Source organism: Phycicoccus mangrovi (genome assembly GCF_018729305.1).
Lineage (GTDB): Bacteria > Actinomycetota > Actinomycetes > Actinomycetales > Dermatophilaceae > Phycicoccus > Phycicoccus jejuensis.
Window position 1 is genome coordinate 109,082 of record NZ_JAHHWP010000016.1, and the last position, 25,952, is coordinate 135,033.

Sequence of the window (25,952 nt, forward strand, 5' to 3'; positions counted from 1 at the left end):
GGTGGTGCGGGGGTCAGCCGGCGCGGGGGTCGTCGAGGACGTCGCGCCAGGAGTGCTGCGGCTCGTAGCCGAGGAGGCGCTTGGCCTTGTCGATGCAGAAGAAGGTCTCGTGCTCGCCCATCTCGCGGCGGACCTCGACCCCGTCGTAGAACTGCTCGACGAGCTCGGCCGTCGTCGCGGCGACGGAGTGGTCGGCGTTGGCGATGTTGAAGACCTCGAACCCGAGGCCGTCGGTGGCCAGGCAGCGGTCGATCGCCTGCGCGAGGTCACGGACGTCGATGTAGGCGAAGATGTTGCGCCGCCGCTGGGCGGGGTCCTCGAGGAAGCCGGGGAAGCGCTCCGCGTACTCGTGCGGCTCGATGACGTTGTTGATCCGCAGCCCGTAGACGTCGGCCCCGGTGCGGCGCTGCAGCGAGCGTGCCGTCGTCTCGTTGACGACCTTGGAGGTCGCGTAGGCGTCCTCGGGCACCGTCGGGTGCTCCTCGTCGACCGGCAGATACTCGGGCTTGCGCTCGCCGCGCGCGAAGCAGATGCCGTACGTGGTCTCGGACGAGGCGAAGACGACCTTGCGGATGCCGAGGATCGAGGCGGCCTCGAGGACGTTCCACGTCGAGAGGACGTTGTTGGCGTAGGTCTCGTTGTCGGCCTTGAGCAGGATGGCGGGGACCGCGGCCAGGTGGACGATCGCGTCGTAGGCCCGCTCCTGCGGCTCGTCGAGCTCGTCGAAGGAGGCGGGCATCCGCAGCGTGGAGAGCAGCTGCCCGAGGTCGGTCAGCTCGACGTCGAGGTCGGTGACGCCGTCGAGGCCGAGCGGGGCGCGGTCGAGGTTGGTGACGGTGTGGCCGTGCTCGACGAGGTACGGGACGACGTGGCGGCCGGCCTTGCCGCTGCCACCGGTGAGGAGGATGCGCATCCCGTCATCCTCACACCCCGACCGATGACTTCGGCCCGGGTGCGCAGCCCGACCCGCTCCCACCGCGAACGTGTGTGAAGAACGGCGTCATGGCGACGTTCTTCACACACGTTCGGGCAAGGGAGGGGAGGGGTGGCGGGGGGTCAGAGGGCGAAGGAGACGCCCGTCAGCTCTTCGGAGCGGTCGAAGAGCGTGCGGCCGAGGGTCGCGTCCTGCGCCCAGCGCGAGCGGCGGGCCTCGCCGACCGGACCTCGCGTCTCGCCGATGCCGGTCGGGCCGGAGTAGGTCCCCCCGCCGGCGACCGTCGCGGCGTACAGCGGTCCCTCGGCGCCCTTCTCAGGACCGGGGAAGAGCAGGCGCACGCCGAGCTGGCCGATCGTGCCGACGACGGGGATCGCCCCCATGCCGTCCTTGCTCGCGACGAGGTTGGTCGCGGAGACGCCGGGGTGGGCGGCGTTCGAGGTGAGCGCGACGCCGGCGTCGCGGGCGCGTCGCTCGAGCTCGTCGGCGAAGAGGAGGTTGGCCAGCTTGGAGCGGCCGTAGGTCGTCTGCGGGTCGTAGCTCTCGCGCGGGTTGCCCTCGCACACCGCGCCGTCGCCCCGGTGGTGCGCGATCGAGGCCACGGTCGTCACGCGCGCGGCGGGGGCGTCGAGCAGGTGCGGCAGGAGGAGGCCGGTCAGCGCGAAGTGGCCGAGGTGGTTGGTGCCGAACTGCAGCTCGAAGCCGTCCTCGGTCTCGCGGTACCGGGGCGGGGTCATGACGCCGGCGTTGTTGAGCAGCAGGTCGAGCGGCCCGTCCCACGCCTCGGCGAACTCGCGCACCGACGCCTGGGAGGCGAGGTCGAGCCGCCGCACCGAGACCGCGCCGGGGGCTCCGGTGCGCCGGATGCGCTCGGCCGCCTGCTCGCCGGCCTGCGTGTTGCGGACGGCGAGGACGACGTCGGCGCCGTGCCGGGCGAGCTCGCGCGCCTCGACCAGCCCGATGCCGGAGTTCGCCCCGGTGACGACCGCGCGGCGTCCGGTGAGGTCGGGGATCTGCTCGAAGGTCCAGCGGCTCATGCGTGCTCCTCGGTGGTCGGGCTCTCGGGGGGTCAGCGCGCGGGGCGCCGGCGGGGTTCCGCCGCCGGCGCGGCACGGCGGGGTCAGCGGCGGCGCAGCTCGACGACGGGGATGACGCGCGTCGTCTTCTGCTCGTAGGACCGGAAGCCCTCGGACATCGCGGTGAAGCGGGCCCAGGCGGCGTCGCGCTCCTCCGGCGGGAGCACCCGCGCGGTCACCGGCACCGTGCCGTCGTTCGGTGTCTCGATCTCGGTCTCCGGGTGGGCGCGCAGGTTGTGGAACCAGTCGGGGTTGTCCGGCGCGCCGCCCTTGGAGGCGGCGACGAGCCAGACGTCCTCGCCGTCGCGGACGGTGGCGAGCGGCGACACGCGCGGGGTGCCGGTGCGCGCCCCCACGTGGTGCAGCAGGACGAGGCCGCGGCCGAAGCCCATGGTCCGGACCGTGCCGCCGTTGCTGCGGAACTCGTCGATGATGCTCTGGTTCCAGTCGGCCACGACGGCCACCTCCTGCTGCCTCCGGGGCGCCGCGCGCCCTCGTGTCGAGGGGGTCAGCGACGCCGCGCGCGACGCTATTCCGCCGGGCCCTTCGCGGCCTCGCGCTCCGCGTGGTTGCGCAGGATGCAGAACTCGTTGCCCTCGGGGTCGGCGAGCACGACCCAGCCGGTGCCCGGGCCGTACTTGCCACGCAGGTCGGCGACCTCGGTCGCGCCGTGCGCGAGCAGGCGCGCCAGCTCGTCGTCACGGCTGCCCTCGACGGGCTCGAGGTCGAGGTGGATGCGGTTCTTGACCGTCTTCTCCTCGGGCACCTCGATGAAGAGGATCCGGTGCGTGCGGTCGCGGCTGACGAGCATGCACTCCTCGTGGCCCGGCTCGTTCGGGTCGTCGGGCAGGTCGGTGTAGTCGAGGACGCCCTTCCACCACTCGGAGAGCTCGTAGGCGTTGCGGCAGTCGACGGAGGTGTGGGAGACGCGCGCGGTCATGCCGTCACCCTCCCACCGGCGGCGGGGGCCGGCCAACCGGGTTGCCCGCCGGGGGTGGCGGACGTCAGACGTGGATGGCCGCCGGGATGCCGTCCGAGAAGACCTCCGGCGGGTCCGGCAGGCGCTCGGACCCGCCGGCCGCGTGACGGGCGGCGGTCCAGGCGACGGCGCACGCGTCGAGGACGTCGTCGGCGGCGTAGCCCCGCCCCTCGAGCACCGACGGTCGGGGGACGCCGGCGGCCGCGAGGGCGTCGAGGCGTGCCCGGCGTCCCTCGTCGGTCTTCTTGCCGGGCCGGAGGGGGGCGCCGGACATCCGGGCGAAGCAGACCTCGGGATGGACCTCGAGCACCTCGACGGTGGGTCGCGAGCGGACCCACGCGTCCACCTCGAGGATCTTGGCGCGCAGGGCGAAGGCCTGCGCCCCGACGCCCTGCCCGCTCAGCGCGCGGTTGACGGTGTCCGCGGAGGCGCGGTCGGGAGCCCCGTAGGCCTCGCGGGTCAGCGTGGTGAACACCGACGACGCCTTGCCCGGCAGTGCGCGACGGGCCAGGGCGTCCGCGGCCCGGGTGGTGCTGTCGGGCAGCCCGATCGGGATGTCGATGCCGACGACCCGCACGTCGGCGACCTCGCGGACGGTCTCGACGAGCTCGGCGATCGTCGAGGCGACGACGACGCGCGGCCGGGGCGCGCCCGGCTCGAGCAGCGCGCCGACCCAGCCGGCCGTGCAGCCGTCGACGCCGAGGACCGGGACGTCGACCGTGACGGGGGGCGGGACCGTCGGCCCGGCCGGTGCGACGGGCTCGGCCGGCGCGAGGCCCTCGACCGCCCCGAGGACGAGGTCGAGCGTCACCTCGAACTCCGCCCCGAACGACCACCCGGGGCGCATCGTGTGGTCGCGGGCGAACTCGGTGAAGTGCGGGTGGGCCGCCGCCACCGCCTCGTCGATGATCTCGGCCTCGAGCTGCGCCAGCTCCTCCTGCCCGGCGAAGGGGAGCGACAGCTCCTGGACCATGAAGCCGTAGAGGTGCGCGTCGACGAGTGCGAAGACGTGGCCGACGGCGGCGAGCGAGAAGCCCTGCGCGCGAAGGCATCCGATGACGGCGTCGTGGTGCGCGACGGCCGCGGGCCCGGGGGAGCGGCGCGCGTCCATCAGCCCGATCGCCCAGCGGTGGCGCAGCAGGGCCGCCCGCCCGGACACCGAGCGGGCGCGCAGCTCCGGGCGCCAGGCGCCGCCCACGACCGGCGTGTGCAGCTCCGCGAAGACCGCGTCGACCATCGCGTCGAGGAGCGCGTCCTTGTTCGGCACGTGGTGGTAGAGCGACATCGCCTCGACCCCGAGCCGACCGGCGAGGGTGCGCATCGACAGCGCGCCGAGGCCGTCGGCGTCCGCGAGGGCCACCGCCTCCTCGACGATGCGGGCGCGGCTCAGCGGCGGGCGCGGGGTGCGGGGGTGGGGTGGCACGGCGTCTCCGGGGGTCGAGGGATCGGTCTTGCGCGATCTTACGACGTAAGGCTACGGTGCGGTCAGCCCGTTGTTCTTACGCTGTAAGGGAGAAGCCCGTGCGCGCCGTCGTCCAGGAGCAGTACGGAGGCCCCGAGCGCCTCCACCTCACCGACCGGCCGGACCCGGTCCCGCGCCGGGGCGAGGTGCTCGTGCGGGTCGCCGCCGCCGGCCTCGACCGCGGCACCGTGCACGTGATGACCGGACGGCCACTGCTCGCCCGCCTCGGCCTCGGCCTGCGTCGTCCCCGGTTCCCGGTCCCCGGCCGCGACCTCTGCGGCACGGTCGTCGGTCTCGGGCCCGGCGTCACGGGCGTCGCCGTCGGCGACCGGGTCGTCGGGACGGCCGACGGGTCCTGCGCGGAGCTGGCCGTCGTGCCGCTGGCCCGGCTCGCCGCCGCGCCGCGGACGCTCGACGAGGAGGAGGCCGCGGCCCTCCCGGTGTCGGGGCTCACCGCGCTCCAGGCGGTGCGCACGGCCGCGGTCGGGGCCGGGCAGCGCGTCCTCGTCGTCGGCGCGTCGGGCGGGGTCGGGACGTACGCCGTCCAGCTCGCCGTCGCGGCCGGGGCCCGGGTGACCGCCGTCTGCAGCCGGGAGAAGGCCGACCTCGTCCGGGAGCTCGGCGCCGCACACGTCGTCGCCCACGAGGACGCCGACGTCGACGCCGAGGGTGTCCGCTACGACGCGGTCGTCGACATCGGGGGCCACCGCAGCCTGCGCACCCTCCGGGCGGTGCTCGCGCCCCGGGGCACCCTCGTCGTCGTCGGCAGCGAGGCACCCGGCCGCTGGCTCGGTGGCCTCGAGCGGTCCGTCGGGGCCGCCCTGCTCTCGCCGTTCGTCCGCCAGCGGCTCGTCATGCACGTGTCCCGCGAGCGCGCCGCGGACCTCGCCGAGCTCGTGGCGCTCGTCGAGGCCGGCGCGGTGCGCCCGGTGCTCGACCACGTCGTCCCGCTGGCCGAGACCGCCCGGGCGCTCGAGCACGTCGCCGCCGGTCGGGCCCGCGGAAAGGTCGTCGTCCGCGTCGCCCCGCAGGGCGGGACGCCCCGCCCGGTCGCGCGGCCGTCAGCGCGCGCGGAGGCCCGCGAAGGGTGAGGCGACGACCCTGACCGTCACCGTCGCCGCCGGCTGCACGACGCCGCCGGACGAGACCGCCCGGACCCGCAGCGTGTGCCACCCGGCGCGCGCGGTCCCGGTCCAGGCGGTGGTCGTGACGCGCTCCGCCGGGCGGTCGTCGAGGGAGACGTCGTAGCCCTGCGGCGAGACGACCCCCGAGGGCGCCGTCCACCGGGCGGAGACGGTCGAGCCGCTCGCGGCGGCGACGAGGTCTGGGGCCGCCACCGCGGAGCCGATGCGCAGCGTCGCCCCGGAGCGCGACACCGACACGACGTCGATGCGTGCCCCGCTCAGGGCGTCGGTCACCGAGCCGCCGGGCAGCACGGGCGCGTCGGCGAAGGAGGAGGTCGACGGCTTGCCGTCGACGAGCCAGGTCTGGTGGGCCGGCCCGCGGTCGATGCGGAACGTCACGCCGCGGACCGCCGGGTCGGACGCGGTGAACGTGTCGAAGACACCGGTCGTGGACCGCAGCTCGGCGGTGAGCCAGGTGCCGTCCGGGCGGGGGACGCGCACCTCGCGCAGCCCCGAGGTCGAGTCCGAGGGGACGATGCGCAGGGTGCGGGCCTCGCCGGCCGCGACGGTCGTCGGCGGGAGGAGTTCGAAGTGGTCGCGTGCCGTGGCCGTGTGCAGGCGGGCGTTCGTGTTGCCCATGACCGAGAACGGGTCCGCGTACTCGAGCGCCGTCCCCGTCGGGTCGGAGCAGCCCGCCGGGGCGCCGAGCGTCACGTTCGTCGTGCCCGTCGTGCACCGGTACCCCGAGGCGTGGTGCTCACCGAGGTTGTGCCCCAGCTCGTGGGCCGTGACGAGCAGCGAGGGGCTGTTCTGGTTGATCCACGACCACGTCCCCGGCACCTCGGCGAGGCCGTCCCAGCCGCAGGAGGCCTGGCGGGGCACGACGACCATGATGTTCGTGTAGGCGCTCGTGTCGACCTTCGCGGCGGTCGCGGCGGCCAGGGCGCGCTGGCCCCACTCGCGGAAGTCGCAGCTCGACGGGTTGCTCCGGGTGACGGTGTAGGGGCCGACCGCCCGCCCGGTGACCGTCCAGCGGCCGTCGGTGCTGTCGGCGTAGTACGCCTTGACGCTGCCCGACCCGCTGAACAGGCGCGCCGACACCGTGCTGGGGCTCGCCGGGGCCTCGGCGGGCCGGTCGGCGAAACGGAGCGAGACCGCGAGCACGCGGTAGGTGCGCGGGCCGGTCCCCGACGGGGTCGCGAGCGCCGCCGTGCGGGACGCCGAGCCGGCCGCGGCGAGGGCGGCGTCGCTCGTCCGCAGCGCACCGGAGGGCGTGCGCGTGCCGCGGAGGGTGACGTGCGCGCCGACGAGCGGGTGCTCGTCCGTCGCCGTCACCCCGGTGAGCGGGACGAGCCCGCGGGGTGCGCCGTCCGGCACGACGGCGAGGGTCGTGCTCGTGCGGGCGTCCCGGAAGCCGTCGGCGACCAGCGCCGTCACCCTGCCGCTCACGGAGCCGCGCGGCGAGGCGGCCGCGGCCGCTCCCACCGGGGTGGCCCCGCCGGCGACGAGGGCCACGGCGGCGGTCGCCAGGACGGCGCCGAGGGCGAGCGGGCGGGGGCGCGGGCGCATGGAGGGTCCTCGGGGTGGGACGGAGGGGTGCTCTCGCAGGGTAGGGAGCGCCCGGTCGACCCTGCGGACGATCCGGGCGCAGAGGGGCCGTCCGGCCGATGCCGGGGACGCCGGAGGGCGGGTGGCCCGGTCGGGACCACCCGCCCTCCGGCGGTACGACGGTGCTCAGCGCCCGGCGGGCTCGAGCTCCTCGGCGGCCGGCGGGGCCGCCTCGTGGTCGTCGATCATGCGGGCCTCGTCGAACGGCCGCTGCCCGGCGAGGACGGCGGTCATCTGATCGCGGTCGATGGCGTTCACCCACGTGCCGATGAGGACGGTCGCGACCGAGTTGCCCGCGAAGTTGGTCAGCGCGCGCGCCTCGCTCATGAGGCGGTCGATGCCGACGATGAAGCCGACGCCGTCGACGAGGTCGGGGCGGTGCGACTGCAGACCGCCGGCGAGGGTCGCCAGGCCGGCGCCGGTGACGCCCGCGGCGCCCTTGCTCGCGATGATCATGAAGACGAGCAGGCCGATCTGCTGGCCGATGCTGAACGGCTTGTCGAGCGCCTCGGCGATGAAGAGCGAGGCCATCGTCAGGTAGATCGCGGTGCCGTCGAGGTTGAAGGAGTAGCCGGTCGGGACGGTGATGCCGACGACCGGGCGGGAGACCCCGAGGTGCTCCATCTTCGCGATGAGCCGCGGCAGGGCCGACTCCGAGGACGAGGTCGAGAGGATGAGGAGGAACTCGCGGCCGAGGTACTTCAGGAGCGACCAGATGCCGACACCCGCGACGACGCGGAGCATCGCCCCGAGCACGCCGAAGACGAAGAGGAAGCACGTCGCGTAGAAGGCGACCATGATGAGGCCGAGGCTCTTCAGTGCGTCGAGGCCGGTGGCACCGACGACCGCGGCCATCGCGCCGAACGCGCCGACGGGGGCGACCCACATGATCATCGCCATGAGGCGGAAGACGAGCTTCTCGAGGTGCTTGATGCCGCGCAGCACGGGCTCGCCGGCGGTCCCCAGCTTCTGCAGCGCGAACCCGACGAGGATCGCGACGAGGAGGGTCTGGAGCACCGACCCGGAGGTGAGCGCCGAGACGAGGGTGTCGGGGACGAGGCCGAGGAGGAACTCGGTCGTCGACTCCGCCTCCGCCGAGACCTGCGACTGGCCGGACTTCGCGAGCTCGTCGGTGAGGTTGAGCCCGGCGCCCGGCTGGACGATGTTGCCGACGACGAGGCCGATGGCCAGGGCGACCGTCGACATCGTGAGGAAGTAGCCGAGCGCGAGGCCGCCGACCTTGCCGACCTGCGCGGCGCGGCGGACCGACCCGATGCCGAGGACGATCGTCACGAAGATGATCGGGCTGATCATCATCTTGATGAGGTTGACGAAGAACGTCCCGAGCGGCTTGAGCTCCTTGCCGAACTCCGGGAACAGGAAGCCCACGGCGATGCCGAGGAGCATCGCGACGATGACCGCGATGTAGAGGAAGTGCGTTCTGTCGCGGCGCTTCGGGGCGGCGGTGTCGCCACCCGGCGCTGCGGGCGCGGATGCAGTCATGGCGTGAACTCCTTTGTCCGACGCAGTGGGCCTGCGCTGTCGTCGTCGAGGGTGCTCGACGACGCGGCTATCGTCACCGTTGTGTACGCAAAGTTCACGCGGGAGCGCGGGCCCCGGTCGTGAGCCGGGCGGGCGAGGGTGCCCCGGGCCGGCCCGCGCCGCCGGACGAGCCCGGGTCGCACGGGCTGAGCGTGGCGGGGCAGACGGCGCTGCTCGTCGTCGCCCTCGTCTTCGGGGTCATCGCGGCCGGGCTGGGGGCCGCCTACCTCCAGGCGCGCCAGGCGGTCACCGACCAGTCGACCGCGCAGGTCCTCGCCGTCGCGCAGTCGGTCGCCGCCGAGCCCGAGGTCGTCGACGCGGTCCGCGAGGGCGACCCCGACGGCGTGCTCCAGCCGCTCGCCGAGGGGGTGCGGCGCAGCACCGGCACCGACTTCGTCGTCGTCATGAGCCCGAGCGGCATCCGGTACTCCCACCCGAACCCCGACCAGGTCGGGAGGCAGTTCGTCGGGCACATCGCCGCCGCGCGCGCCGGCGGGGAGGTCGTCGAGGACTACACGGGGACCCTCGGGCCGAGTCGGCGCGCGGTCGTCCCGGTGCGCGACGGGGCAGGGGTCGTCGGGCTCGTCGCGGTCGGCATCGGCAAGCAGGCCGCGGACGAGCGGCTCGCCCGCGAGCTGCCGCCGCTGCTCGTCGCCGGCGCGGTGGCGGGCCTGCTCGCCGCCGTCGGCACGACGCTCATCACCCGGCGGGTCCGCCACCAGACCCGGGGGCTGCGGGCCGCGGAGCTCCAGGCGATGCACGACCACCACGACGCCGTCCTGCACTCGGTGACGGAGGGGCTGGTCCTCGTCGACCCCGGGGGCCGGGTGCGGCTGGCCAACGACGAGGCGCGCCGGCTGCTCGGGCTGCGCGAGGACCCCACCGGGCGCGACGTCGGCGAGCTCGGGCTCGCGCCACCGCTCGTCGCCGCGATGGCGGACCCCGACGTCCGCGAGGACGACCTGCACGTGACCGGCGGGCGGGTGCTCGTCCTCAACAAGGCGCGAGCACGCCGCGACGGCGAGGACCTCGGCGCGGTCGTCACCGTCCGCGACCGCACCGACCTCGAGGAGCTGACCGGCGAGCTCGGCGCGGCCCGGGGGCTCGCCGAGGCGCTGCGCTCGCAGGCGCACGAGTCGGGCAACCGGCTGCACACGATGGTCTCGCTCATCGAGCTCGGGCACCCCGACCGCGCGGTCGAGTTCGCGACCGACGAGCTCGAGCGGGCGCAGCGGCTCACCGACGTCGTCGTCACCGGCGTCGAGGACCCGACGCTGTCGGCGCTGCTGCTCGGCAAGGCCGCCGAGGCCCACGAGCGTGGGGTCGAGCTCGTCGTCGACCCCGGGCTGCGCTGGCCGGCGGACGTCGCGCCGGCCCGCGACGTCGTCACCGTCGTCGGCAACCTCGTCGACAACGCGATCGACGCGGTCACCGGGGTCGAGGGCGTCCGCCGCGTGACCCTCGGGGCGCACGACCTCGGCGACGGGGTCGAGCTCGTCGTCGCCGACACCGGCCCGGGCATCCCGTCGGCGCTGCGCGAGCGGGTGCTCGAGCGCGGCTTCTCGACGAAGTCGGTCGACGGGCCGGCCGGGTCGCGCGGCATCGGGCTGGCGCTCGTCGCCGACACCGTGCAGCGGCTCGGGGGCACGCTGCGCATCGACGAGCCGCCCGGCGCGACCGTCACGGTCCGCCTGCCGGTGCGCGCGGGGGTGGACGGGTGAGCACGGCCGAGCAGCCCATCCGCGTGCTCGTCGTCGAGGACGAGCCGGTGGCGGCGCAGGCCCACGCGACGTACGTCGGCCGCGTCGAGGGGTTCGTCGTGTCGGGGACGGTGCACACGGCCCGCGACGCGCTCCAGCACCTCGGGAGCAGCGCGGTCGACCTCGTGCTCCTCGACATGGGGCTGCCGGACCTGCCGGGGCTCGACGTCGTCCGGGCGATGCGGGCCGGCGGGCACCGCGCCGACGTCGTGGCGGTCACCTCGGCGCGCGACCTCGAGATGGTGCGCGCCGCCGTGTCGCTCGGGGTCGTCCAGTACGTCCTCAAGCCCTTCGTCTTCGGCACCCTCCGCGACCGGCTCGAGGCCTACCGCGCCTACCGGTCGGAGGCGGCGGGCGGCGCCGAGGCCGACACGCAGGCCGAGGTCGACACCCTGTTCTCGCGGCTGCGGCCCGCCGGCGGGTCGGCCGTGCCCAAGGGCATGACCGAGGACCTCCTCGCGCGCACGTCCGTCGCCCTGCGCGAGGCCGGGGGGCCGTGCTCGGCGGCCGAGCTCGGCGAGCGGCTCGGCGTCAGCCGGGTGACGGCGCGCCGGTACTGCGAGCACCTCGTCACGGCCGGGCGCGCGGCCCGCGGCAACCGGTACGCCGGCACCGGGCGCCCCGAGGTCACCTACGAGTGGGCCGGCTGACCCCACCACCCCCCCGGTCCAGGTGCCGGCTACACCGCAGTAACTGCTGCTGTGGCGACACGTACTGCGGTGTAGCGCGCGCCGGGGAGCGCGGCTGACCTGCGACGTCCTGACATTCGTCACGGACCCTGAGCCACTGCGGCGCGCCCGCGGGTGCGAGGGTGAGGACATGGCCGAGAACTCCCGCGTGACCCGGATGCTCGAGCCCTGGCGCGGTGCGCCGGAGGCCGACGTCGCCCCCACCGACGTCGACGTCCACCACCGGCGCAGGGCCGCGGCCGGGCTCGAGGCCGTCGCGGTCTCGATGAACCGGGGCATCGGGCAGATGGGACCGGTGCGCACCCTCAACACCCTGCGGCGCCTCAACCAGGCCGACGGCTTCGACTGCATGGGCTGCGCCTGGCCCGACCCCGACCCGGAGCACCGCAGCTTCGCCGAGTTCTGCGAGAACGGCGCCAAGGCGGTCGCCGAGGAGGCCACCAAGCGGCGCGCCGACCCCGCGTTCTTCGCGCGGTACCCGGTCTCCGAGCTCGCCACGTGGAGCGACTACCAGCTCGGGCAGCAGGGGCGCATCACCGAGCCGATGCTCCTGCGCGAGGGCGGCACGCACTACGAGCCGGTGTCCTGGGGCGAGGCGTTCGGCATCGTCGCCGAGGAGATGCAGGCACTCGACTCGCCCGACGAGGCGGTGCTGTACACGAGCGGACGCGCCTCCAACGAGGCCGCGTTCGTCTTCCAGCTGTTCGCCCGGGCCTTCGGCACCAACAACCTGCCGGACTGCTCGAACATGTGCCACGAGTCGACGTCGGTCGCGCTCGCCGAGACCATCGGCATCGGCAAGGGGTCGGTGACCCTCGAGGACGTCCACGAGGCCGAGCTCGTCATCATCGCCGGGCAGAACCCCGGCACCAACCACCCGCGGATGCTCTCCGCGCTCGAGAAGTGCGTCAAGGGCGGCGGCAGGATCGTCGCGGTCAACCCGCTGCCCGAGACCGGGCTCATGAAGTTCGACAACCCGCAGACGGTCCGTGGCCTGACCGGTGTCGGTACCGACCTCGCGGACGAGTACCTGCCGATCCGTCTCGGCGGCGACCTCGCGCTCTTCCAGGCCCTCGGCGCCCTCCTCGTCGAGCGCGGCGCCGTCGACCAGGACTTCGTCGACCGGTACACGACCGGGTTCGAGTCCTACAAGCAGCACGTGCGCGACCTCGACTGGGACCTCGTGCTGCGCGCGACCGGGTTGGAGCGCAGCCAGATCGAGCGGGTCGCCGACCTGCTGGTCGGCTCGTCGAAGACGGTCTTCTGCTGGGCGATGGGCGTGACGCAGCAGAAGCACGCGGTGTCGACCATCAAGGAGATCACCAACGTCGCTCTGCTGCAGGGCAACATCGGCAAGCCCGGCGCCGGCCTGTGCCCGGTGCGCGGCCACTCCAACGTCCAGGGCGACCGGACGATGGGCATCTGGGACAAGCTGCCCGCCCACTTCGCCGAGAAGCTGCGCCTGGAGTTCGGCTTCACGCCACCGAAGCAGCGCGGCCACGACGTGGTCAACAGCATCCGCGCGCTGCAGGAGGACCGGGTCAAGGTGCTCGTCGGCCTCGGGGGCAACCTCGCCGCCGCGACGCCCGACTCCGAGCTCGTGCACGAGGTCATCCGCTCGGTGAGCCTCGGGGTGCAGATCTCGACCAAGCTCAACCGCACGCACGTCCTGCCCGGGCGGCGGATGCTCATCCTGCCGTGCCTCGGGCGGACCGAGAAGGACATCACGACCGACGGTTGGCAGGGGCTGACCGTCGAGGACTCGATGTCGCAGGTGCACCTGTCGGTCGGGCGCAACGAGCCGGCCGGCCCGATGCTGCGCGGCGAGCCGTGGATCGTCTGCCGGATGGCCGAGGCCGTCCTCGGCGACGGGCCCGAGGGCTCGAGCATCGACTGGGCCGCGATGGCCGAGGACTACGCCGCCATCCGCCGGCACATCGGCCACGTCGTCCCCGGGTGCGACGCCTACGACGAGAAGGTGCAGCGGCCCGGCGGGTTCACCCTGCCGCACCCGCCGCGCGACTCCCGCGTCTTCGAGACCGCCTCGGGGAAGGCCGAGATCTCGTCGGTGCCGATCGAGCTGCTCGAGGCGCGCGAGGGCCGGCTCGTCCTGCAGACACTGCGCAGCCACGACCAGTTCAACACGACGATCTACGGCCACGACGACCGCTACCGCGGCCTCGCCGGCGGCCGCAACGTCGTCATGGTGCACCCCGACGACATCCGCGGGCTGGGCCTGCGCGAGGGCGAGCTCTACGACGTCGTCTCGGAGTGGGTCGACGGCTCGGAGCGGGTGGCCCACGGCTACCGCGTCGTGTCGTACCCGACGGCGCGCGGCTGCGCGGCGGCGTACTACCCCGAGTGCAACGTCCTCGTCCCGCTCGACCACGTCGCCGAGGGCAGCAACTGCCCGGTGTCGAAGGGGCTCGTCGTCCGGTTCGAGCCGCTCGGCTCGTGCGGCCGCGTCGACTGCGACCCCGAGAGCAGGGTCCGCTCCGGCAGCGACCAGGAGAACCGCAGCGACGTCGAGCCGCACCACCTGAGCTGACGCGGGGCCTCGCTCGCCCCCTCGCCGGGATGCTCCCGCGGCACCGCGCAGCTCGCGGGTGCCGCGGGAGCTTCCGGGAGAGCGGGGGTCAGAGCTCGACGGAGCGGTGGTCGACGGGGAACTCGTCGGGGTCGTCGCGGCGGATGGCCCGGGCCATGCCCAGCATCTGCTTGACCCGGCTCGTGGCCGCGTCCCAGTACTCGGCGGTCTCGCCGTGGACCTTGACGAGCGCGAGGCCGGGGGTCTCGAGGCCGTCGGGGAACCACGTCTCGAGCGGCTTGGCCCACAGCTCCTCGGCCTTGGCCCGGTCGTGGACCACTTCGGCGCGGCCGCTGATGGAGGTCCACTCGCTCTTGCGGTCGTTGGAGAAGGACACGTTGACGCGGGGGTTCTCGCGGATCTGGCGCACCTTGTCCGAGCCCTCGTCGACGAAGAACCACAGGTCCCCGTCGAACTCGGTCTCCTGCACGGCCATCGGTCGGCTCACGTGGTCGCCGTCGGGGGTCATCGTCGTGAGCATCGCCGACTGGGCGCGCCCCACGAGCTCGACCACCGTGGCCCGGTCGTCCTGGTCCTGTGCCATGGTCACTCCGTTCGTCCCGACGCGCCCGAGCGGCGCACCGCACACCGGGGCTACCCCGTCCGGCGCCGTGGCAACCCCGGCGTACACGTCGACCGGCCGTCGTCGTCCTCGCCGAAAGGCCCGGGCGCGCGCGGGTTAGCGTGGGAGCGTCCGACGGCGGAGCCTCCCCGAGGCGACGGCGAGCGTGGAGCCTCTCGCGGGTCCGCCGCATGCCCCGACCCACGGAGGACACCATGAACGGTCGTCGTGACCGACAGGCCTGGATCACGCTGGCAGCGTTCGCGCTGTCCGCCGCGGTCCTCATCGTGACGTTGCCGTCGCTCTTCGGTGCGCCGCAGGGGTGGCAGAAGGGTCTGGTCATCGCGTCCGGGGGGCTCACCCTGGTCCTCGGCGTCGCGCTGGTCGTGACCCGCCCACGGGAGCGCGACATCCGCCGCTGAGGGGGTCGCGGACCCGTCCGCACGACTCTGCGGTCAGGGCGGCCGCGGCCTCGGCTCCGGGATGCTCCCGCGCCACCGCAAAGGTTTCGGGAGGCGCGGGAGCATCCGCGAGGGCGGGGGGAGGCGGCCGTCAGTGGGCGGCCGGCGCGCCGGCCCCACCCTCCGCCCCGGCCGGCCGCGGCAGGCGGTTCGGCAGGAGCAGGGCGAGGCCGACGACGCCGACGGCGAGGACGGCCGCGACGGCGAAGGCCGCGCGCACCCCGCCGACGTACGCCGCGGCCTCGCCGGCGCCGCCCGCCGCCAGCTGCGCCGACCGCCACGAGAGCACGGTCACCGTCAGCGCCGTGCCGACGGCCGCCGACACCTGCTGGGCGGTGCCGAGCAGCGAGGACCCGTGGGCGTAGAGGTGCGGGGGCAGGGCGCCGAGGCCGAGGGTGAAGGCCGGCGTGAACAGCGCCGCGAGCGAGACCATGAGGAGCACCTGCACCGCGAGGAGCAGGACGTACGGCGTCCCCTCGGCGAGGCGGGAGAGCGCGGCGAGCGCGGCCAGCACCCCGAGAGAGCCCGGCACGTCGAGCGGCCGCGCCCCCACCCGGTCGAGGACCCGACCGACCACCGGCCCGAGCAGACCCATCGCGATGCCGCCCGGCGCGACGAGCAACCCGGTCTGCAGCGGCGAGAGGCCGCGCAGGTCCTGGAGGTAGAGCGGCAGGAGGATCATCGCGCCGAGCATCGTGAGGAAGGCCAGCGACTGCATCGCGAGCGAGACCGCGTACGTCCGGTGGGTCAGGGCGCGCAGGTCGAGGAGCGGCTCGGACCGCCGCGTCAGGGCGCGCTGGCGCAGGACGAACCCCACGACGACGAGGACGCCGCCGAGCGCCCAGCCCCACGCGGGCACCGCCCCGGGGTGCTCCTCGCCGACCCGACTCAGGCCGTAGACGAGCGCCCCGAAGCCGAGGGCCGAGAGGACGACGCTCGCCCAGTCGACACGGGATGCACGCACCTCGCCCACGTCGGTGAGGCGGCGCAGCCCGGCGACGGTGACGAGCACGACGGCCGGCAGGACGAGCCCGAACAGCCACCGCCACCCGGCCGCGGCGAGCACGACGCCCGAGAGCGCCGGCCCGAGCGCGGGGGCCACCGAGATGGCGAGCGTGACGTTGCCCATGACCCGGCCGCGGTCGCGCTCGTCGACGACCGTCATGAGCGTCGTCATGAGGAGCGGCATCATCACCGCGGTGCCGGCCGCCTGGACGACCCGGCCGCCGACGAGGACCGGGAAGGTCGGCGCGAGCGCGCAGACGAGCGTGCCCACACCGAACACCGACATCGCCACGGTGAAGGCCTGCCGGGTCGTGACCCGCTGCAGGAACCAGCCCGTGACCGGGATGACGACGGCCATCGTCAGCATGAACGCCGTCGAGAGCCACTGTGCCGCACGGGCGCCCACGTCGAACTGGGCCATGAGGCGGGGGATCGCGTTGACCATCACGGTCTCGTTGAGGATGACCGTGAAGGTCGCCGCGACGAGCCAGCGCAGCACCGGGTAGGTGCGTGCCGGGGCGTCCGGTGCCACCGCCGCGGGAGCCCCGCGGTCGTGGAGGGTGGTGGAGTCGGTGCTCGTCATGGTGGGATCGACCGGGACACCGGCCGGAAGTCATCGTCGCCGCGGCGATGAGTTCGGCGGCCGGTGCCGGTCGGTACGGCTGAGAGGCACCACGGGGGTGCCGGGAGGAGGACCGCGATGACGTCCACGGGCTCACCGACCCGGGCCGCGGTCGACGGGGGCACCCGCGCCGACGCCGACACCGACTTCGACGCCGCCGTCGGGCGCTACCGTCGCGAGCTGCTCGCGCACTGCTACCGGATGACGGGGTCGCCGAGCGACGCCGAGGACCTCGTGCAGGAGGTCTACCTGCGTGCGTGGCGGGCCTACGGCTCGTTCGAGGGGCGCTCGTCCCTGCGCACGTGGCTGCACCGCATCGCGACCAACGTCTGCCTCACAGCGCTCGAGGGCAAGGACCGCCGCCCGCTGCCGTCCGGCCTCGGCACCGCCTCCTCCGAGGGCGCCGACCCGCTCGACGAGCGCACCGAGGTGCCGTGGCTCGGCCCGATGCCGGACGCCGCGCTCCTCGGGACCGCCGACCCGGCCGACGTCGTCGCCGAGCGCGACACCGTCCGGCTGGCCTTCGTCGCGGCGCTGCAGCACCTGCCGGCGCGCCAGCGGGCCGTCCTCGTCCTGCGCGACGTCCTGCGGTGGAGCGCGGCCGAGGTCGCAGAGGCCACCGGCTCGTCGGTCGCGTCGGTCAACAGCGCGCTCCAGCGGGCCCGCGCGACCCTCGGCGACGTCGCCCCCACGCCGGACGCCCCCCGCGCCGAGCTCGACGACGAGCAGCGCGCCCTCCTCGACCGCTACGTGGATGCGTTCTGGCGCAAGGACCCCGACGCCATCGCGCGCCTGTTCACGCAGGACGCCGTCTGGGAGATGCCGCCCTTCACCGGGTGGTACCAGGGGCCGCGCACCATCGCCGAGCTCGTCGACACCCAGTGCCCCGGTGGCACCTACGACATGCCGATGCTGCCGACGACGTGCAACGGCCAGCCGGCGTTCGGCCTCTACATGCGCGAGGACGGCCCCGACGGTGACGTCTTCCGGCCCTTCCAGCTGCAGGTGCTCGAGCTCGAGGGAGCGCTCGTCAAGCACGCCGTCGTGTTCTTCGACCCCGCGTACTTCGCGCTCGCCGGGCTGCCGGAGCAGCTCGGGCCGGACGACGTCCCCGCCCGACCGGGGGAGTGAGCGTGCACCCCGCGGACTGCCGTCCGGGGGTCGACGTCGAGCTGCTGGACCGGTCGCTGGCCTGGACCCGCGGTGCCCTCGCCGGGGTCACCGACGCCGCCGCCGACCGTCCCACCCCGTGCGCCGCCTGGACGCTCGCCGACCTCCTCGTCCACATGGTCGACTCCCTCGAGGTCGTCACCGAGCTCTCGCTCGGCCGGATGGCGCCCGTCGGGCCGCCGCCGACCTCCCACCGGCCGACGGTGCTCGCCGATCACCTGCGGGTGCTGGGCTGCGCGCTCCTCGAGGGGTGGGTGCGCGACGGCGGCCCCGGGCCGGTGCTCGTCGGCGACCGGCGCCTCGAGCCGGACGTCGCGCTCGAGGTCTCGTCGCTGGAGGTCGCGGTGCACGGGTGGGACGTCGCGGCCGCGCTCGGGTCGCCGCCGCCGTTCCCGCCGCTGCTGGCGGCCGCCCTGCTGCCCGTGGCCCTGCGCCGCGTGCCGGCCGGGGTGCGCCATCCGCGGTTCGCGCCGCCGGTGCCGCCGCGGGCGACCGATCCCGCCTCCCTCCTCCTCGCCCACCTCGGCCGGGTGCACCCCGTCGAGTGAGCAGGACGCGCCGCCTGCGGGCCGGCGCACACGGCGTGTCCTGTTCACTCGACGGGTGGGAGGGGCGTGGCGTCACCGGGCCGGGGCGGGGACCGCGCGCAGGCGCACGGCCTGGCCGGGGCGCAGCTGGGCGGCGCGGTCGACGGAGGCCTCGGTCAGCACGGCCACGACCGGGTAGCCGCCGGTCACCGGGTGGTCGGCCAGGAACACGACGGCCTCGCCGCCGAGTGGCAGCTGGACGGCGCCGCGCACCATCCCCTCGCTCGGCAGCTCGTCGCCGGCGTGCTCCGGGAGGCGCTCGACCGGGGCGTCGACCGGCCGCAGCCGCACCCCGACCCGGTCGCTGTCCGGGCCGACGACCCATCCGCCCCGGGCCACCGCCGCGAGACCCCCGACCCACGCGGTGCGCGGCCCCGGCAGCACGTCGAGGACGACCTCGCCCGGACCCGGGGGCGGCACGACGGCGTGGTCGACGTGGGGGAAGGTCGCCGGCGCCGGTCCGACCGGCACGACGTCGCCGGGCCGCACCGGGGCCGGGCCGATCCCGGACAGGACATCGGTCGAGCGTGAGCCCAGCACCGCCGGCACGTCGAGGCCACCGCGCACCGCGAGGTAGGAGCGCAGGCCGGCGGTGGGCGGGCCGAGGGCCAGCTCGGCGCCGTCGCGCAGCTCCAGCACGGCGGCGTGGGGCGCGGGCCGGCCGTCGACCGTGAGCGGTCCCACCGCCCCGGTGACGGCGGCGATCACGCGGCCGCGCGCCCGGACGACGAGCCCGCCGAGCAGCACCTCGAGCGCCGTCGGGGCATCCGCGTGCCCGACGAGGCGGCAGGCCAGCCGGTACGCGCCGCGGTCGGCGGCCCCGGAGCGGCCCACCCCGACCGCCGCGAGCCCCGGCCGCCCGGCGTCCTCGAGCAGCACCTGCGCCCCCGTGCGCACGACCTCGAGCGCTGACGTCATCCGTCCACCGCCACGAAGCGGACGAGCCCGCCGGGGCGCAGCAGCGCGGGCGGCTCGCGGTCGGCGGCCCACAGCACGACGTCCGTCGTGCCGATCAGCCGCCAGCCGCCGGGCGAGGCGCGCGGGTAGACACCGGAGAACTCCCCGGCCAGGCCGACCGACCCCGCCGGCACCGAGGGTCGGGGGGTGTCGCGACGCGGCACGCGCAGCCGCGGGTCGCCGCCGACGAGGTAGGCGAACCCCGGTGCGAACCCGCCGAAGGCGACGCGCCAGGGCGTGCCGGTGTGCGCGGCGACGACCTCCCAGGCGGACAGGCCGGTCAGGCGGGCGACCTCGTCGAGGTCCGGGCCGTCGTAGCGCGCCGGCACCTCGACGACGTCACCGTGGGCCGGTGCCGACGCGTCGGCGGACACTCCCGCGGCCAGCCGGCGGACGGCGTCCGCGACGACGGTCGGGTCGAGCCGGTCGCCGACGAGGAGCAGCGTGCGGGCGGCGGGGACGACGTCGGTGACCTCCGACCAGGGTGCGCCGCCGCGGGCGACCGCGGACCGGACCGCGTCGGCCAGCGCGAGGACCTCGGCCAGGCCGGGCGCCTCGACGAGGACGGCGTGCTCCCCGGCGGGCAGGACCTGCACGGGGACGCCGCTCACGGCTCGACGACCGCCCGCAGGCCGATGCCGGCCGCCGCGAGCGCGTCGCGGACGGCCTGCGCGACGACGACCGCGCCGGGGGTGTCGCCGTGGACGCACACGGAGTCGGCGGCGACGGGGACGAGCGTGCCGTCGACGGCCTCGACGACGCCGTCGCGCACCATCCGCACGACCCGCGCGGCGACGAGAACGGGGTCGGTGACGAGCGCGCCGGGGTCACGGCGCGACACGAGCCGGCCCGTGGCGTCGTAGCCGCGGTCGGCGAAGGCCTCGGCGACGGTCGCCAGCCCGGCGTCCGCCGCGGCCGCGAGCAGGACCGAGCCGGGCAGCCCCATCACCGGGAGCGAGGCGTCCCACGCGACGACGGCCCCGACGACCGCCCGCGCCTGCCCCTCGTCCACCGCGGCGGTCGTGTAGAGCGCGCCGTGCGGCTTGACGTACCGCACGCGCGTGCCCGCGACCCGGCACATCGCCTCGAGCGCGCCCAGCTGGTAGAGCACGTCGGCGGTGAGGTCCTCCGGCGCGACGTCGATGCGCCGCCGCCCGAACCCCGCGAGGTCGCGGTAGCCGACCTGCGCGCCGACGACCACGCCGGCGGCCGCGGCCTGCGCGACGGTCCGGCGGATGGTCGTGGGGTCGCCCGCGTGGAAGCCGCAGGCGACGTTCGCGCTCGTCACGACCCGGAGCATCGCGGCGTCGTCGCCGAGCGTCCACGCCCCGAAGGACTCGCCGAGGTCGGCGTTGAGGTCGATGACGGCTGCCACGGCGCCGACGCTACCGGCCGCCCGGCGCCGCGAGCCCAAGGCAACCCCAAGGTCGGGACGGGACCCTGCCCGGATCGGCGTGCAGGGACGCCGGGGAAGCGGGACGACCATGCGTGGGCGCAGCAGCAGGCGACAGGGGCTCCGAGGGCCCGGACTTCGGGCGGCGGGCCGGCCCCGCCGGGGATGGCGGGGCGTGGTCGTCGCCGTCGTGGCGGCGACCGTGGCGGGGGGCGCCGTCCCGGCGCTGGCCGGCCCCGCGTCCGCAGCCACGACGGTGGGCGCCGGGTTCACCGTGACCAAGGGCGACCTCGCGTTCATCCTCAAGCAGATCAGGATCGCCGAGCGGCACAGCACGACCTTCACCGCCGCCGACCCGTGCGGGACCCTGGTGGCGCGGCCCGGGGACGGCATCCCCGACGCCGAGCAGGTCCCCGACATCCTCACCGCCTACGGCCTGCGCACCGTCGACGGCTCGTGCAACAACCTCAAGGCCGCCGGCACCTTCCGCGTCGCCGCGGCGGACGAGCTCTTCCCGCGCCTCACGACCCCGGTCTTCCGGGACGCCGACCCCATCACCCCGAGCCTGCCGGTCGGCGCGCCCGGCCCGACGAGCTACGCGCAGAAGACCGGCAACGTCGTCGACGCACAGCCGCGCGTCATCAGCAACCTCGTCGCCGACCAGACGGTGACCAACCCGGCCGCCGTCGCGGCCGCCGGCCACCCCGTGCGCTCGCAGAGCACGAACCCGACGGCGGTGCCCTGCACGACGGACCCCGACCCGTCGACCGACCCGCCGATCGTCGCGGACCCGCCCGGCTGCACCCCGAGCCACCAGACGCTCTTCATCCCGAACATCACGACCGACGTCGGCCTCTCGCCGCCCTACAACAGCCTGTTCACCTTCTTCGGGCAGTTCTTCGACCACGGCATCGACCAGACGGTCAAGGGCGGCGCCACCGTCTTCGTGCCGTTGAAGGCCGACGACCCCCTCGTCACGGTCGGCCCCGACGGCCGGGCGGGCACGGGTGACGAGGTCCCGCCGTCGCGCCGGTTCATGGTCCTCACCCGGGCGCGTAACCAGAAGGGCGACGACGGTGTGCTCGGCACCTCGGACGACGTCCAGGAGGCGGCGAACACCGACACCCCCTGGATCGACCAGAGCCAGACCTACACCTCGCACGCCTCGCACCAGGTCTTCCTGCGCGAGTACCGCGCTGCCACCGGCCCGGTCGGCCCGACCAGCCCCGCGGCGGTCGCCACGGGCCGGCTGCTCGACGGGCTCCCCGCCGGTCAGACCTACGCCGGCTCCCCGGACATGACCGGCGGCGAGTCGACCTGGGCCGCGGTCAAGCGCCAGGCCCGGGAGCTGCTCGGCCTCGAGCTGTCCGACCGCGACGCCCTCGACGTGCCCATGCTGGCCACCGACCCCTACGGCAACTTCCTCCCGGGCCCGGCCCGCGGCCTGCCCCAGTACGTGACGGCGAATGGGCTCGTGGAGGGCGACCTCACGAACCCCGTGCCGGTGCCGGCGGACGTCGCGCACTTCGACACCCCCTTCCTCACGGACATCGCGCACGCCGCCGACCCGTCGCAGGTCGACACCGACCACGACGGCGCACCGGACTCCTGGCCGACGCCGGACGCCGACGACGTCGTGACCGTCGGGCCGACCGCGCCCGGAACGTACGACGACGAGCTGCTCGCGTCGCACGCCGCCTGCGGCGACGGCCGCTGCAACGAGAACATCGCGCTCACCGCGGTGCACCAGGTCTTCCACTCGGAGCACAACCGGCTCGTCGACGACATCCGCGCCACCCTCGAGGGCGACACGACCGCCGCCGGGCGCGCCGCGCTCGCGCAGTGGCAGGCGGTCGGCGTCGCCGGCGAGAACGGCACGGGGTCGTGGACCTACGGCCAGCGTCTCTTCCAGGCCGCGCGCTTCGTCGACGAGATGGAGTACCAGCACCTCGTCTTCGAGGAGTTCGGCCGCAAGGTGCAGCCGGCCATCCGTCCGTTCCACGTCTACTCGCCGGACGTGAACCCGGCCATCAGCGCCGAGTTCGCCCACGCCGTGTACCGGTTCGGCCACTCGATGCTCGACGAGACCGTGTCGCGGCACGTCGTCGCGGCCGACGGGTCGACGACGGATGCCTCGCTGCCGCTGCTCGACGCCTTCCTCTCGCCGCCGACGCTGTACGACGGCGGCCCGGCCGGTGCGCTGAGCGCGGAGGCCGGGGCCGGCGCGGTGTTCATGGGCTCCTCGGACCAGACGGGCAACGAGATCGACGAGTTCGTCACCGAGACCCTGCGCAACAACCTCCTCGGGCTGCCGCTCGACCTCGCGACGCTCAACATCACCCGGGCCCGCGATGCCGGTGTCCCCCCGCTCAACGACGTGCGCCGGCAGGTCTTCGACCGCACCCACGACGCGGCGATGACCCCGTACGAGAGCTGGAGCGACCTCGGCCAGCACCTCAAGCACCCGGAGTCGCTCGTCAACTTCGTCGCGGCCTACGGCACGCACCCGACGATCACCGCAGCGGCAACGACGGCGGCGCGTCGCGACGCCGCCCGCGCGATCGTCGACCCCACGCCGACCGACGTCCCCCCGGCCGATGCCGCGGACTTCATGTTCGGCACCGGCGACTGGGCCAGCACGTCGTCCGGCGTGACGACGACCGGTCTCGACGACGTCGACCTCTGGATCGGTGGCCTCGCCGAGCTGACCAACCTCAACGGAGGCATGCTCGGCAGCACGTTCAACTACGTCTTCCAGAACCAGATGGAGGACCTGCAGGACCACGACCGGCTCTACTACCTGGCCCGGACCCCCGGGATGAACCTGCGCACGCAGCTCGAGGGGAACTCGTTCTCCGAGATCATCATCCGCAACACCGAGGGCACCCGGACGCTCAAGGCCGACGCCTTCGCCCGGGCGGACTGCAAGTTCGAGCTGGCCAACCTCGCGGGGACGCCGGCCGGCTACGCCGCCAGCGGTGCCACGGTGGCCGACGACCCGTCCTCCGAGTGCAACGAGACCAAGCTGCTCCTGCGCCGTCCCGACGGGACGATCGCGTACCGCACGACGAACACCGTCGACCCGCCCGGCATCAACGGCCAGGCCGTCTACGACGGCACCGCGGGGGCCGACCGCATCGCCGGTGGTGTCGACAACGACACCTTCTGGGGGGGCGACGGGGCCGACGTCATCGAGGGCGGCGGCGGCGACGACGTGGCGCTCGGCGGTGACGGCAACGACGTCATCACCGACCTCGACGGCGCGGACGTCCCCAAGGGCGGTCCGGGCAACGACGCCATCGACGCCGGCCCCGGGGACGACATCGTCCACGGCAACGACGGCGACGACCTGCTCAACGGCGGAGCCAACGACAACGAGATCTTCGCCGGACCCGGCAACGACCTCGTCATCGCCGGCCAGGGCGCCGACGCCGTCTTCGGTGGCGGTGGCGACGACTGGATCCAGGGCGGCACCGGGCAGGACCTGCTCCAGGGCGACCACGGCGCGCCGTTCTTCGACGACCCGGCCGAGACCGCTCCCGGCAACGACGTCTTCGTCGGCCAGGTCGGCGAGAACGACTACGACGCCGAGGGCGGCGACGACATCATGGCCCAGAACGCCGCCATCGACCGCAACGCCGGTGCGGGAGGCTTCGACTGGGCCATCCACCAGTACGACACCGTCGCCGCCGACGACGACCTGATGATCAACAACAACCTCGGTGGCCTGCCCATCCAGGTCATCACCAACCGCGACCGGTGGGCGGAGACCGAGGCGGTCTCCGGAGGCCCGCTCAACGACAGGATCAAGGGCACGACGAACGTCCTCGCGTTCCCGCGGCTCGTCGGCGGTGGCGGCTTCACCGGCTGCGACGCCATCGACCGCGACGGCCTCGCGCGCATCGACGGCCTGGCCGACGTCCTCCCGCCGGTGTCCTCCTGGGTCGGCACGGCCGAGGAGACGGCCGCGCTGTCGGCGAGCGGCAGCTGCCCGCTCACCGGCCCCGTCTGGGGCGAGGGCGACATCCTGCTCGGTGGCGGTGGCAACGACACCTTCACCGGCCGCGCCGGTGACGACGTCATCGACGGTGACAAGGAGCTGCGGGTGGCCCTCAGCGTCCGGACGGACCCGGCCGACCCCGCGACCGAGCTCGGGACGACCGACCTCATCGAGGGCGTCGCGAAGACCGGCACCTTCGGGCCCGGCACCAGCGGGATGACGCTCCAGACGGCGATCTTCAAGGGTCTCGTCGACCCCGGGAAGGTCGTGGCGGTCCGTCGGATCACGACGCCCGCGACCCCGGCCCCCGATTGCGGGACGACCGCACCCCGCAACTGCGACGTCGCGACGTTCCTGGCGGCCCGGAGCCAGTACGTCATCACGGCCAACGCCGACGGCACGATCAGCGTCCGCGACACCCTGAGCACGCCGCCCGCCGTGGGTGGGGCGACCCGGGGCGACGGCACGGACCGGCTGCGGAACATCGAGGCGCTCCAGTTCAGCGACCAGCGGGTCCTCGTCCGGACCCCCGCCGCGCCGGCGAGCGTCACGGCCGTCGCCGGGACCAACCGCAACGCGACCGTGTCGTGGACGGCGGCCCCGCCGAGCGGCGGCCCGACGTTCACGAGCTACACGCTCGTCGTGAAGTCCGACGGCGCCGAGGTCAGCCGGGTCACCGGCATCGGCACCGGCATCCGGGCGCGCACGGTCACCGGGCTCACCGCGGGGCAGTCGTACACGTTCACCGTCCAGGCCGTGAACCTCTTCGGCCCCGGACCGGCGACGGAGTCGACCGCCGTGACGGCCGTGGGGCCGCCGCTCACCCCGACCGCGCTCGTCGCGGCGCGCGCCGACGGGTCGGCCCTGCTCACCTGGACGCCCCCGAGCGACACCGGCGGGCAACCGATCACGGGCTACCAGCTGCAGGTCCGCACCGGGACGACCGTCGTCGAGACCCGCACGCTGACGGGCGCGCCGACGAGCACGACGGTCACCGGGCTGACGAACGGGACGGCGTACACGTTCCGGCTCGCGGCGGTCAACGCCCTCGGAGCCAGCGCCTTCTCGACCGCCTCGAACGCCGTCACCCCGGCCGGGGTGCCCGGGGCCGCGGTGATCCTCGCCCCGACCCAGGGCGCGGCCGGTGGTGCCCTGACGGCGAGCGCGAACTGGTCTCCACCCGCGAGCACCGGCGGCTCGGCCATCACGGGCTACCGGGTGACGGCGCTGCGGATGGACGCCGACGGCGTCACGCCGGTCGGGTCGCCGACCGTCATCGTCGTCGGGGCGAACGCCCGCACCCGGTCCTTCACCCTCCCCGCGGGGTCGTACCGCTTCGAGGTCGTCGCCTTCAACAGCGTCGGCGACGGGCCGGCCTCCGCACGGTCGGCGGCGGTGTCACCCCGCTGAGCCCCCGACCACCCCGCCGGCGAC

General features: G+C 74.8%; 20 protein-coding genes. 8 read left to right on the forward strand and 12 right to left on the reverse strand.

The annotated features are described in order from the left end of the window. Positions 1 to 13 precede the first annotated feature (13 nt). From KMZ30_RS15025 to KMZ30_RS15045, 5 genes are all read right to left on the reverse strand, one after another. Positions 14 to 913, reverse strand: coding sequence for an NAD-dependent epimerase/dehydratase family protein (locus KMZ30_RS15025; protein ID WP_215513234.1), 900 nt, complete (start codon positions 911 to 913; stop codon positions 14 to 16). A gap of 143 nt (positions 914 to 1,056) precedes the next feature. Next, positions 1,057 to 1,971 carry an SDR family oxidoreductase gene (locus KMZ30_RS15030; RefSeq protein ID WP_215513233.1) on the reverse strand — a complete coding sequence of 305 codons (915 nt, stop codon included), beginning with the start codon at positions 1,969 to 1,971 and terminating at the stop codon, positions 1,057 to 1,059. Positions 1,972 to 2,054: 83 nt separating this feature from the next. Continuing rightward, positions 2,055 to 2,465, reverse strand: coding sequence for a nitroreductase/quinone reductase family protein (locus KMZ30_RS15035; protein ID WP_215513232.1), 411 nt, complete (start codon positions 2,463 to 2,465; stop codon positions 2,055 to 2,057). A gap of 74 nt (positions 2,466 to 2,539) precedes the next feature. After that, a complete protein-coding gene (locus KMZ30_RS15040; protein ID WP_215513231.1) occupies positions 2,540 to 2,950 on the reverse strand; it encodes a VOC family protein in 411 nt (136 codons plus the stop codon). Positions 2,951 to 3,014: 64 nt separating this feature from the next. Next, positions 3,015 to 4,412 carry a DUF429 domain-containing protein gene (locus tag KMZ30_RS15045; protein WP_215513230.1) on the reverse strand — a complete coding sequence of 466 codons (1,398 nt, stop codon included), beginning with the start codon at positions 4,410 to 4,412 and terminating at the stop codon, positions 3,015 to 3,017. 98 nt (positions 4,413 to 4,510) lie between these two features. On the opposite strand from KMZ30_RS15045, the gene KMZ30_RS15050 reads away from it, so the two are divergent. After that, entirely contained in the window at positions 4,511 to 5,542 is a 1,032-nt protein-coding gene (locus tag KMZ30_RS15050; protein WP_215513229.1) for an NAD(P)-dependent alcohol dehydrogenase, read from the forward strand. On the opposite strand, the gene KMZ30_RS15055 is transcribed toward KMZ30_RS15050, so the two are convergent. After that, positions 5,513 to 7,144, reverse strand: coding sequence for a hypothetical protein (locus tag KMZ30_RS15055; protein ID WP_215513228.1), 1,632 nt, complete (start codon positions 7,142 to 7,144; stop codon positions 5,513 to 5,515). The genes KMZ30_RS15050 and KMZ30_RS15055 overlap by 30 nt on opposite strands. Before the next feature lie 165 nt (positions 7,145 to 7,309). After that, complete coding sequence (locus tag KMZ30_RS15060) at positions 7,310 to 8,686, reverse strand: cation:dicarboxylate symporter family transporter (protein WP_215513227.1); 1,377 nt, start codon at positions 8,684 to 8,686, stop codon at positions 7,310 to 7,312. A gap of 191 nt (positions 8,687 to 8,877) precedes the next feature. On the opposite strand from KMZ30_RS15060, the gene KMZ30_RS15065 reads away from it, so the two are divergent. The 3 genes from KMZ30_RS15065 (at position 8,878) to KMZ30_RS15075 (ending at position 13,722) form a co-directional block, all read left to right on the forward strand. After that, positions 8,878 to 10,446, forward strand: a complete 1,569-nt coding sequence (locus KMZ30_RS15065; protein ID WP_308279776.1) for a sensor histidine kinase — start codon at positions 8,878 to 8,880, stop codon at positions 10,444 to 10,446. Further along, positions 10,443 to 11,135, forward strand: a complete 693-nt coding sequence (locus KMZ30_RS15070; protein WP_215513225.1) for a response regulator — start codon at positions 10,443 to 10,445, stop codon at positions 11,133 to 11,135. The genes KMZ30_RS15065 and KMZ30_RS15070 overlap by 4 nt, the downstream gene beginning before the upstream one ends. Before the next feature lie 169 nt (positions 11,136 to 11,304). Then, positions 11,305 to 13,722 carry an FdhF/YdeP family oxidoreductase gene (locus KMZ30_RS15075; RefSeq protein WP_215513224.1) on the forward strand — a complete coding sequence of 806 codons (2,418 nt, stop codon included), beginning with the start codon at positions 11,305 to 11,307 and terminating at the stop codon, positions 13,720 to 13,722. An 88-nt stretch (positions 13,723 to 13,810) separates the two neighbouring features. Here KMZ30_RS15075 and KMZ30_RS15080 read toward each other — a convergent pair whose 3' ends face one another. Continuing rightward, complete coding sequence (locus tag KMZ30_RS15080) at positions 13,811 to 14,305, reverse strand: pyridoxamine 5'-phosphate oxidase family protein (protein WP_215513223.1); 495 nt, start codon at positions 14,303 to 14,305, stop codon at positions 13,811 to 13,813. A 209-nt stretch (positions 14,306 to 14,514) separates the two neighbouring features. Between KMZ30_RS15080 and KMZ30_RS15085 the strand changes: the two genes are divergently transcribed. Beyond that, a complete protein-coding gene (locus tag KMZ30_RS15085; RefSeq protein WP_215513222.1) occupies positions 14,515 to 14,745 on the forward strand; it encodes a hypothetical protein in 231 nt (76 codons plus the stop codon). 130 nt (positions 14,746 to 14,875) lie between these two features. Here the strand turns inward: KMZ30_RS15085 and KMZ30_RS15090 are convergent, their stop codons facing one another. Beyond that, positions 14,876 to 16,372: an MDR family MFS transporter gene (locus tag KMZ30_RS15090; protein WP_215513221.1), complete on the reverse strand. Its 1,497-nt coding sequence runs from the start codon at positions 16,370 to 16,372 to the stop codon at positions 14,876 to 14,878. A 117-nt stretch (positions 16,373 to 16,489) separates the two neighbouring features. On the opposite strand from KMZ30_RS15090, the gene KMZ30_RS15095 reads away from it, so the two are divergent. Continuing rightward, a complete protein-coding gene (locus KMZ30_RS15095) occupies positions 16,490 to 17,542 on the forward strand; it encodes a sigma-70 family RNA polymerase sigma factor (protein WP_215513220.1) in 1,053 nt (350 codons plus the stop codon). A gap of 2 nt (positions 17,543 to 17,544) precedes the next feature. Then, positions 17,545 to 18,129 carry a maleylpyruvate isomerase family mycothiol-dependent enzyme gene (locus tag KMZ30_RS15100; RefSeq protein WP_215513219.1) on the forward strand — a complete coding sequence of 195 codons (585 nt, stop codon included), beginning with the start codon at positions 17,545 to 17,547 and terminating at the stop codon, positions 18,127 to 18,129. 72 nt (positions 18,130 to 18,201) lie between these two features. Here KMZ30_RS15100 and KMZ30_RS15105 read toward each other — a convergent pair whose 3' ends face one another. Genes KMZ30_RS15105 through KMZ30_RS15115 form a run of 3 tightly spaced genes read right to left on the reverse strand, consistent with a single transcriptional unit; the run spans position 18,202 to position 20,500 of the window. Continuing rightward, positions 18,202 to 19,086: a 5-oxoprolinase subunit C family protein gene (locus tag KMZ30_RS15105; protein WP_215513218.1), complete on the reverse strand. Its 885-nt coding sequence runs from the start codon at positions 19,084 to 19,086 to the stop codon at positions 18,202 to 18,204. Beyond that, positions 19,083 to 19,736, reverse strand: a complete 654-nt coding sequence (locus KMZ30_RS15110; RefSeq protein WP_308284330.1) for a 5-oxoprolinase subunit B family protein — start codon at positions 19,734 to 19,736, stop codon at positions 19,083 to 19,085. Before KMZ30_RS15110 ends, KMZ30_RS15105 begins: the two co-directional genes overlap by 4 nt. Then, the gene (locus tag KMZ30_RS15115; RefSeq protein ID WP_308279773.1) at positions 19,733 to 20,500 is read right to left on the reverse strand and encodes a LamB/YcsF family protein; all 768 of its coding nucleotides are present in this window, start codon (positions 20,498 to 20,500) and stop codon (positions 19,733 to 19,735) included. The genes KMZ30_RS15110 and KMZ30_RS15115 overlap by 4 nt, the downstream gene beginning before the upstream one ends. A 193-nt stretch (positions 20,501 to 20,693) precedes the next feature. Here KMZ30_RS15115 and KMZ30_RS15120 point away from each other — a divergent pair, with 193 nt between their 5' ends. After that, positions 20,694 to 25,928 (forward strand): peroxidase family protein, encoded by a 5,235-nt coding sequence (locus KMZ30_RS15120; RefSeq protein WP_308279772.1) that lies wholly within the window; start codon positions 20,694 to 20,696, stop codon positions 25,926 to 25,928. The last annotated feature ends 24 nt before the right edge of the window (positions 25,929 to 25,952 follow it).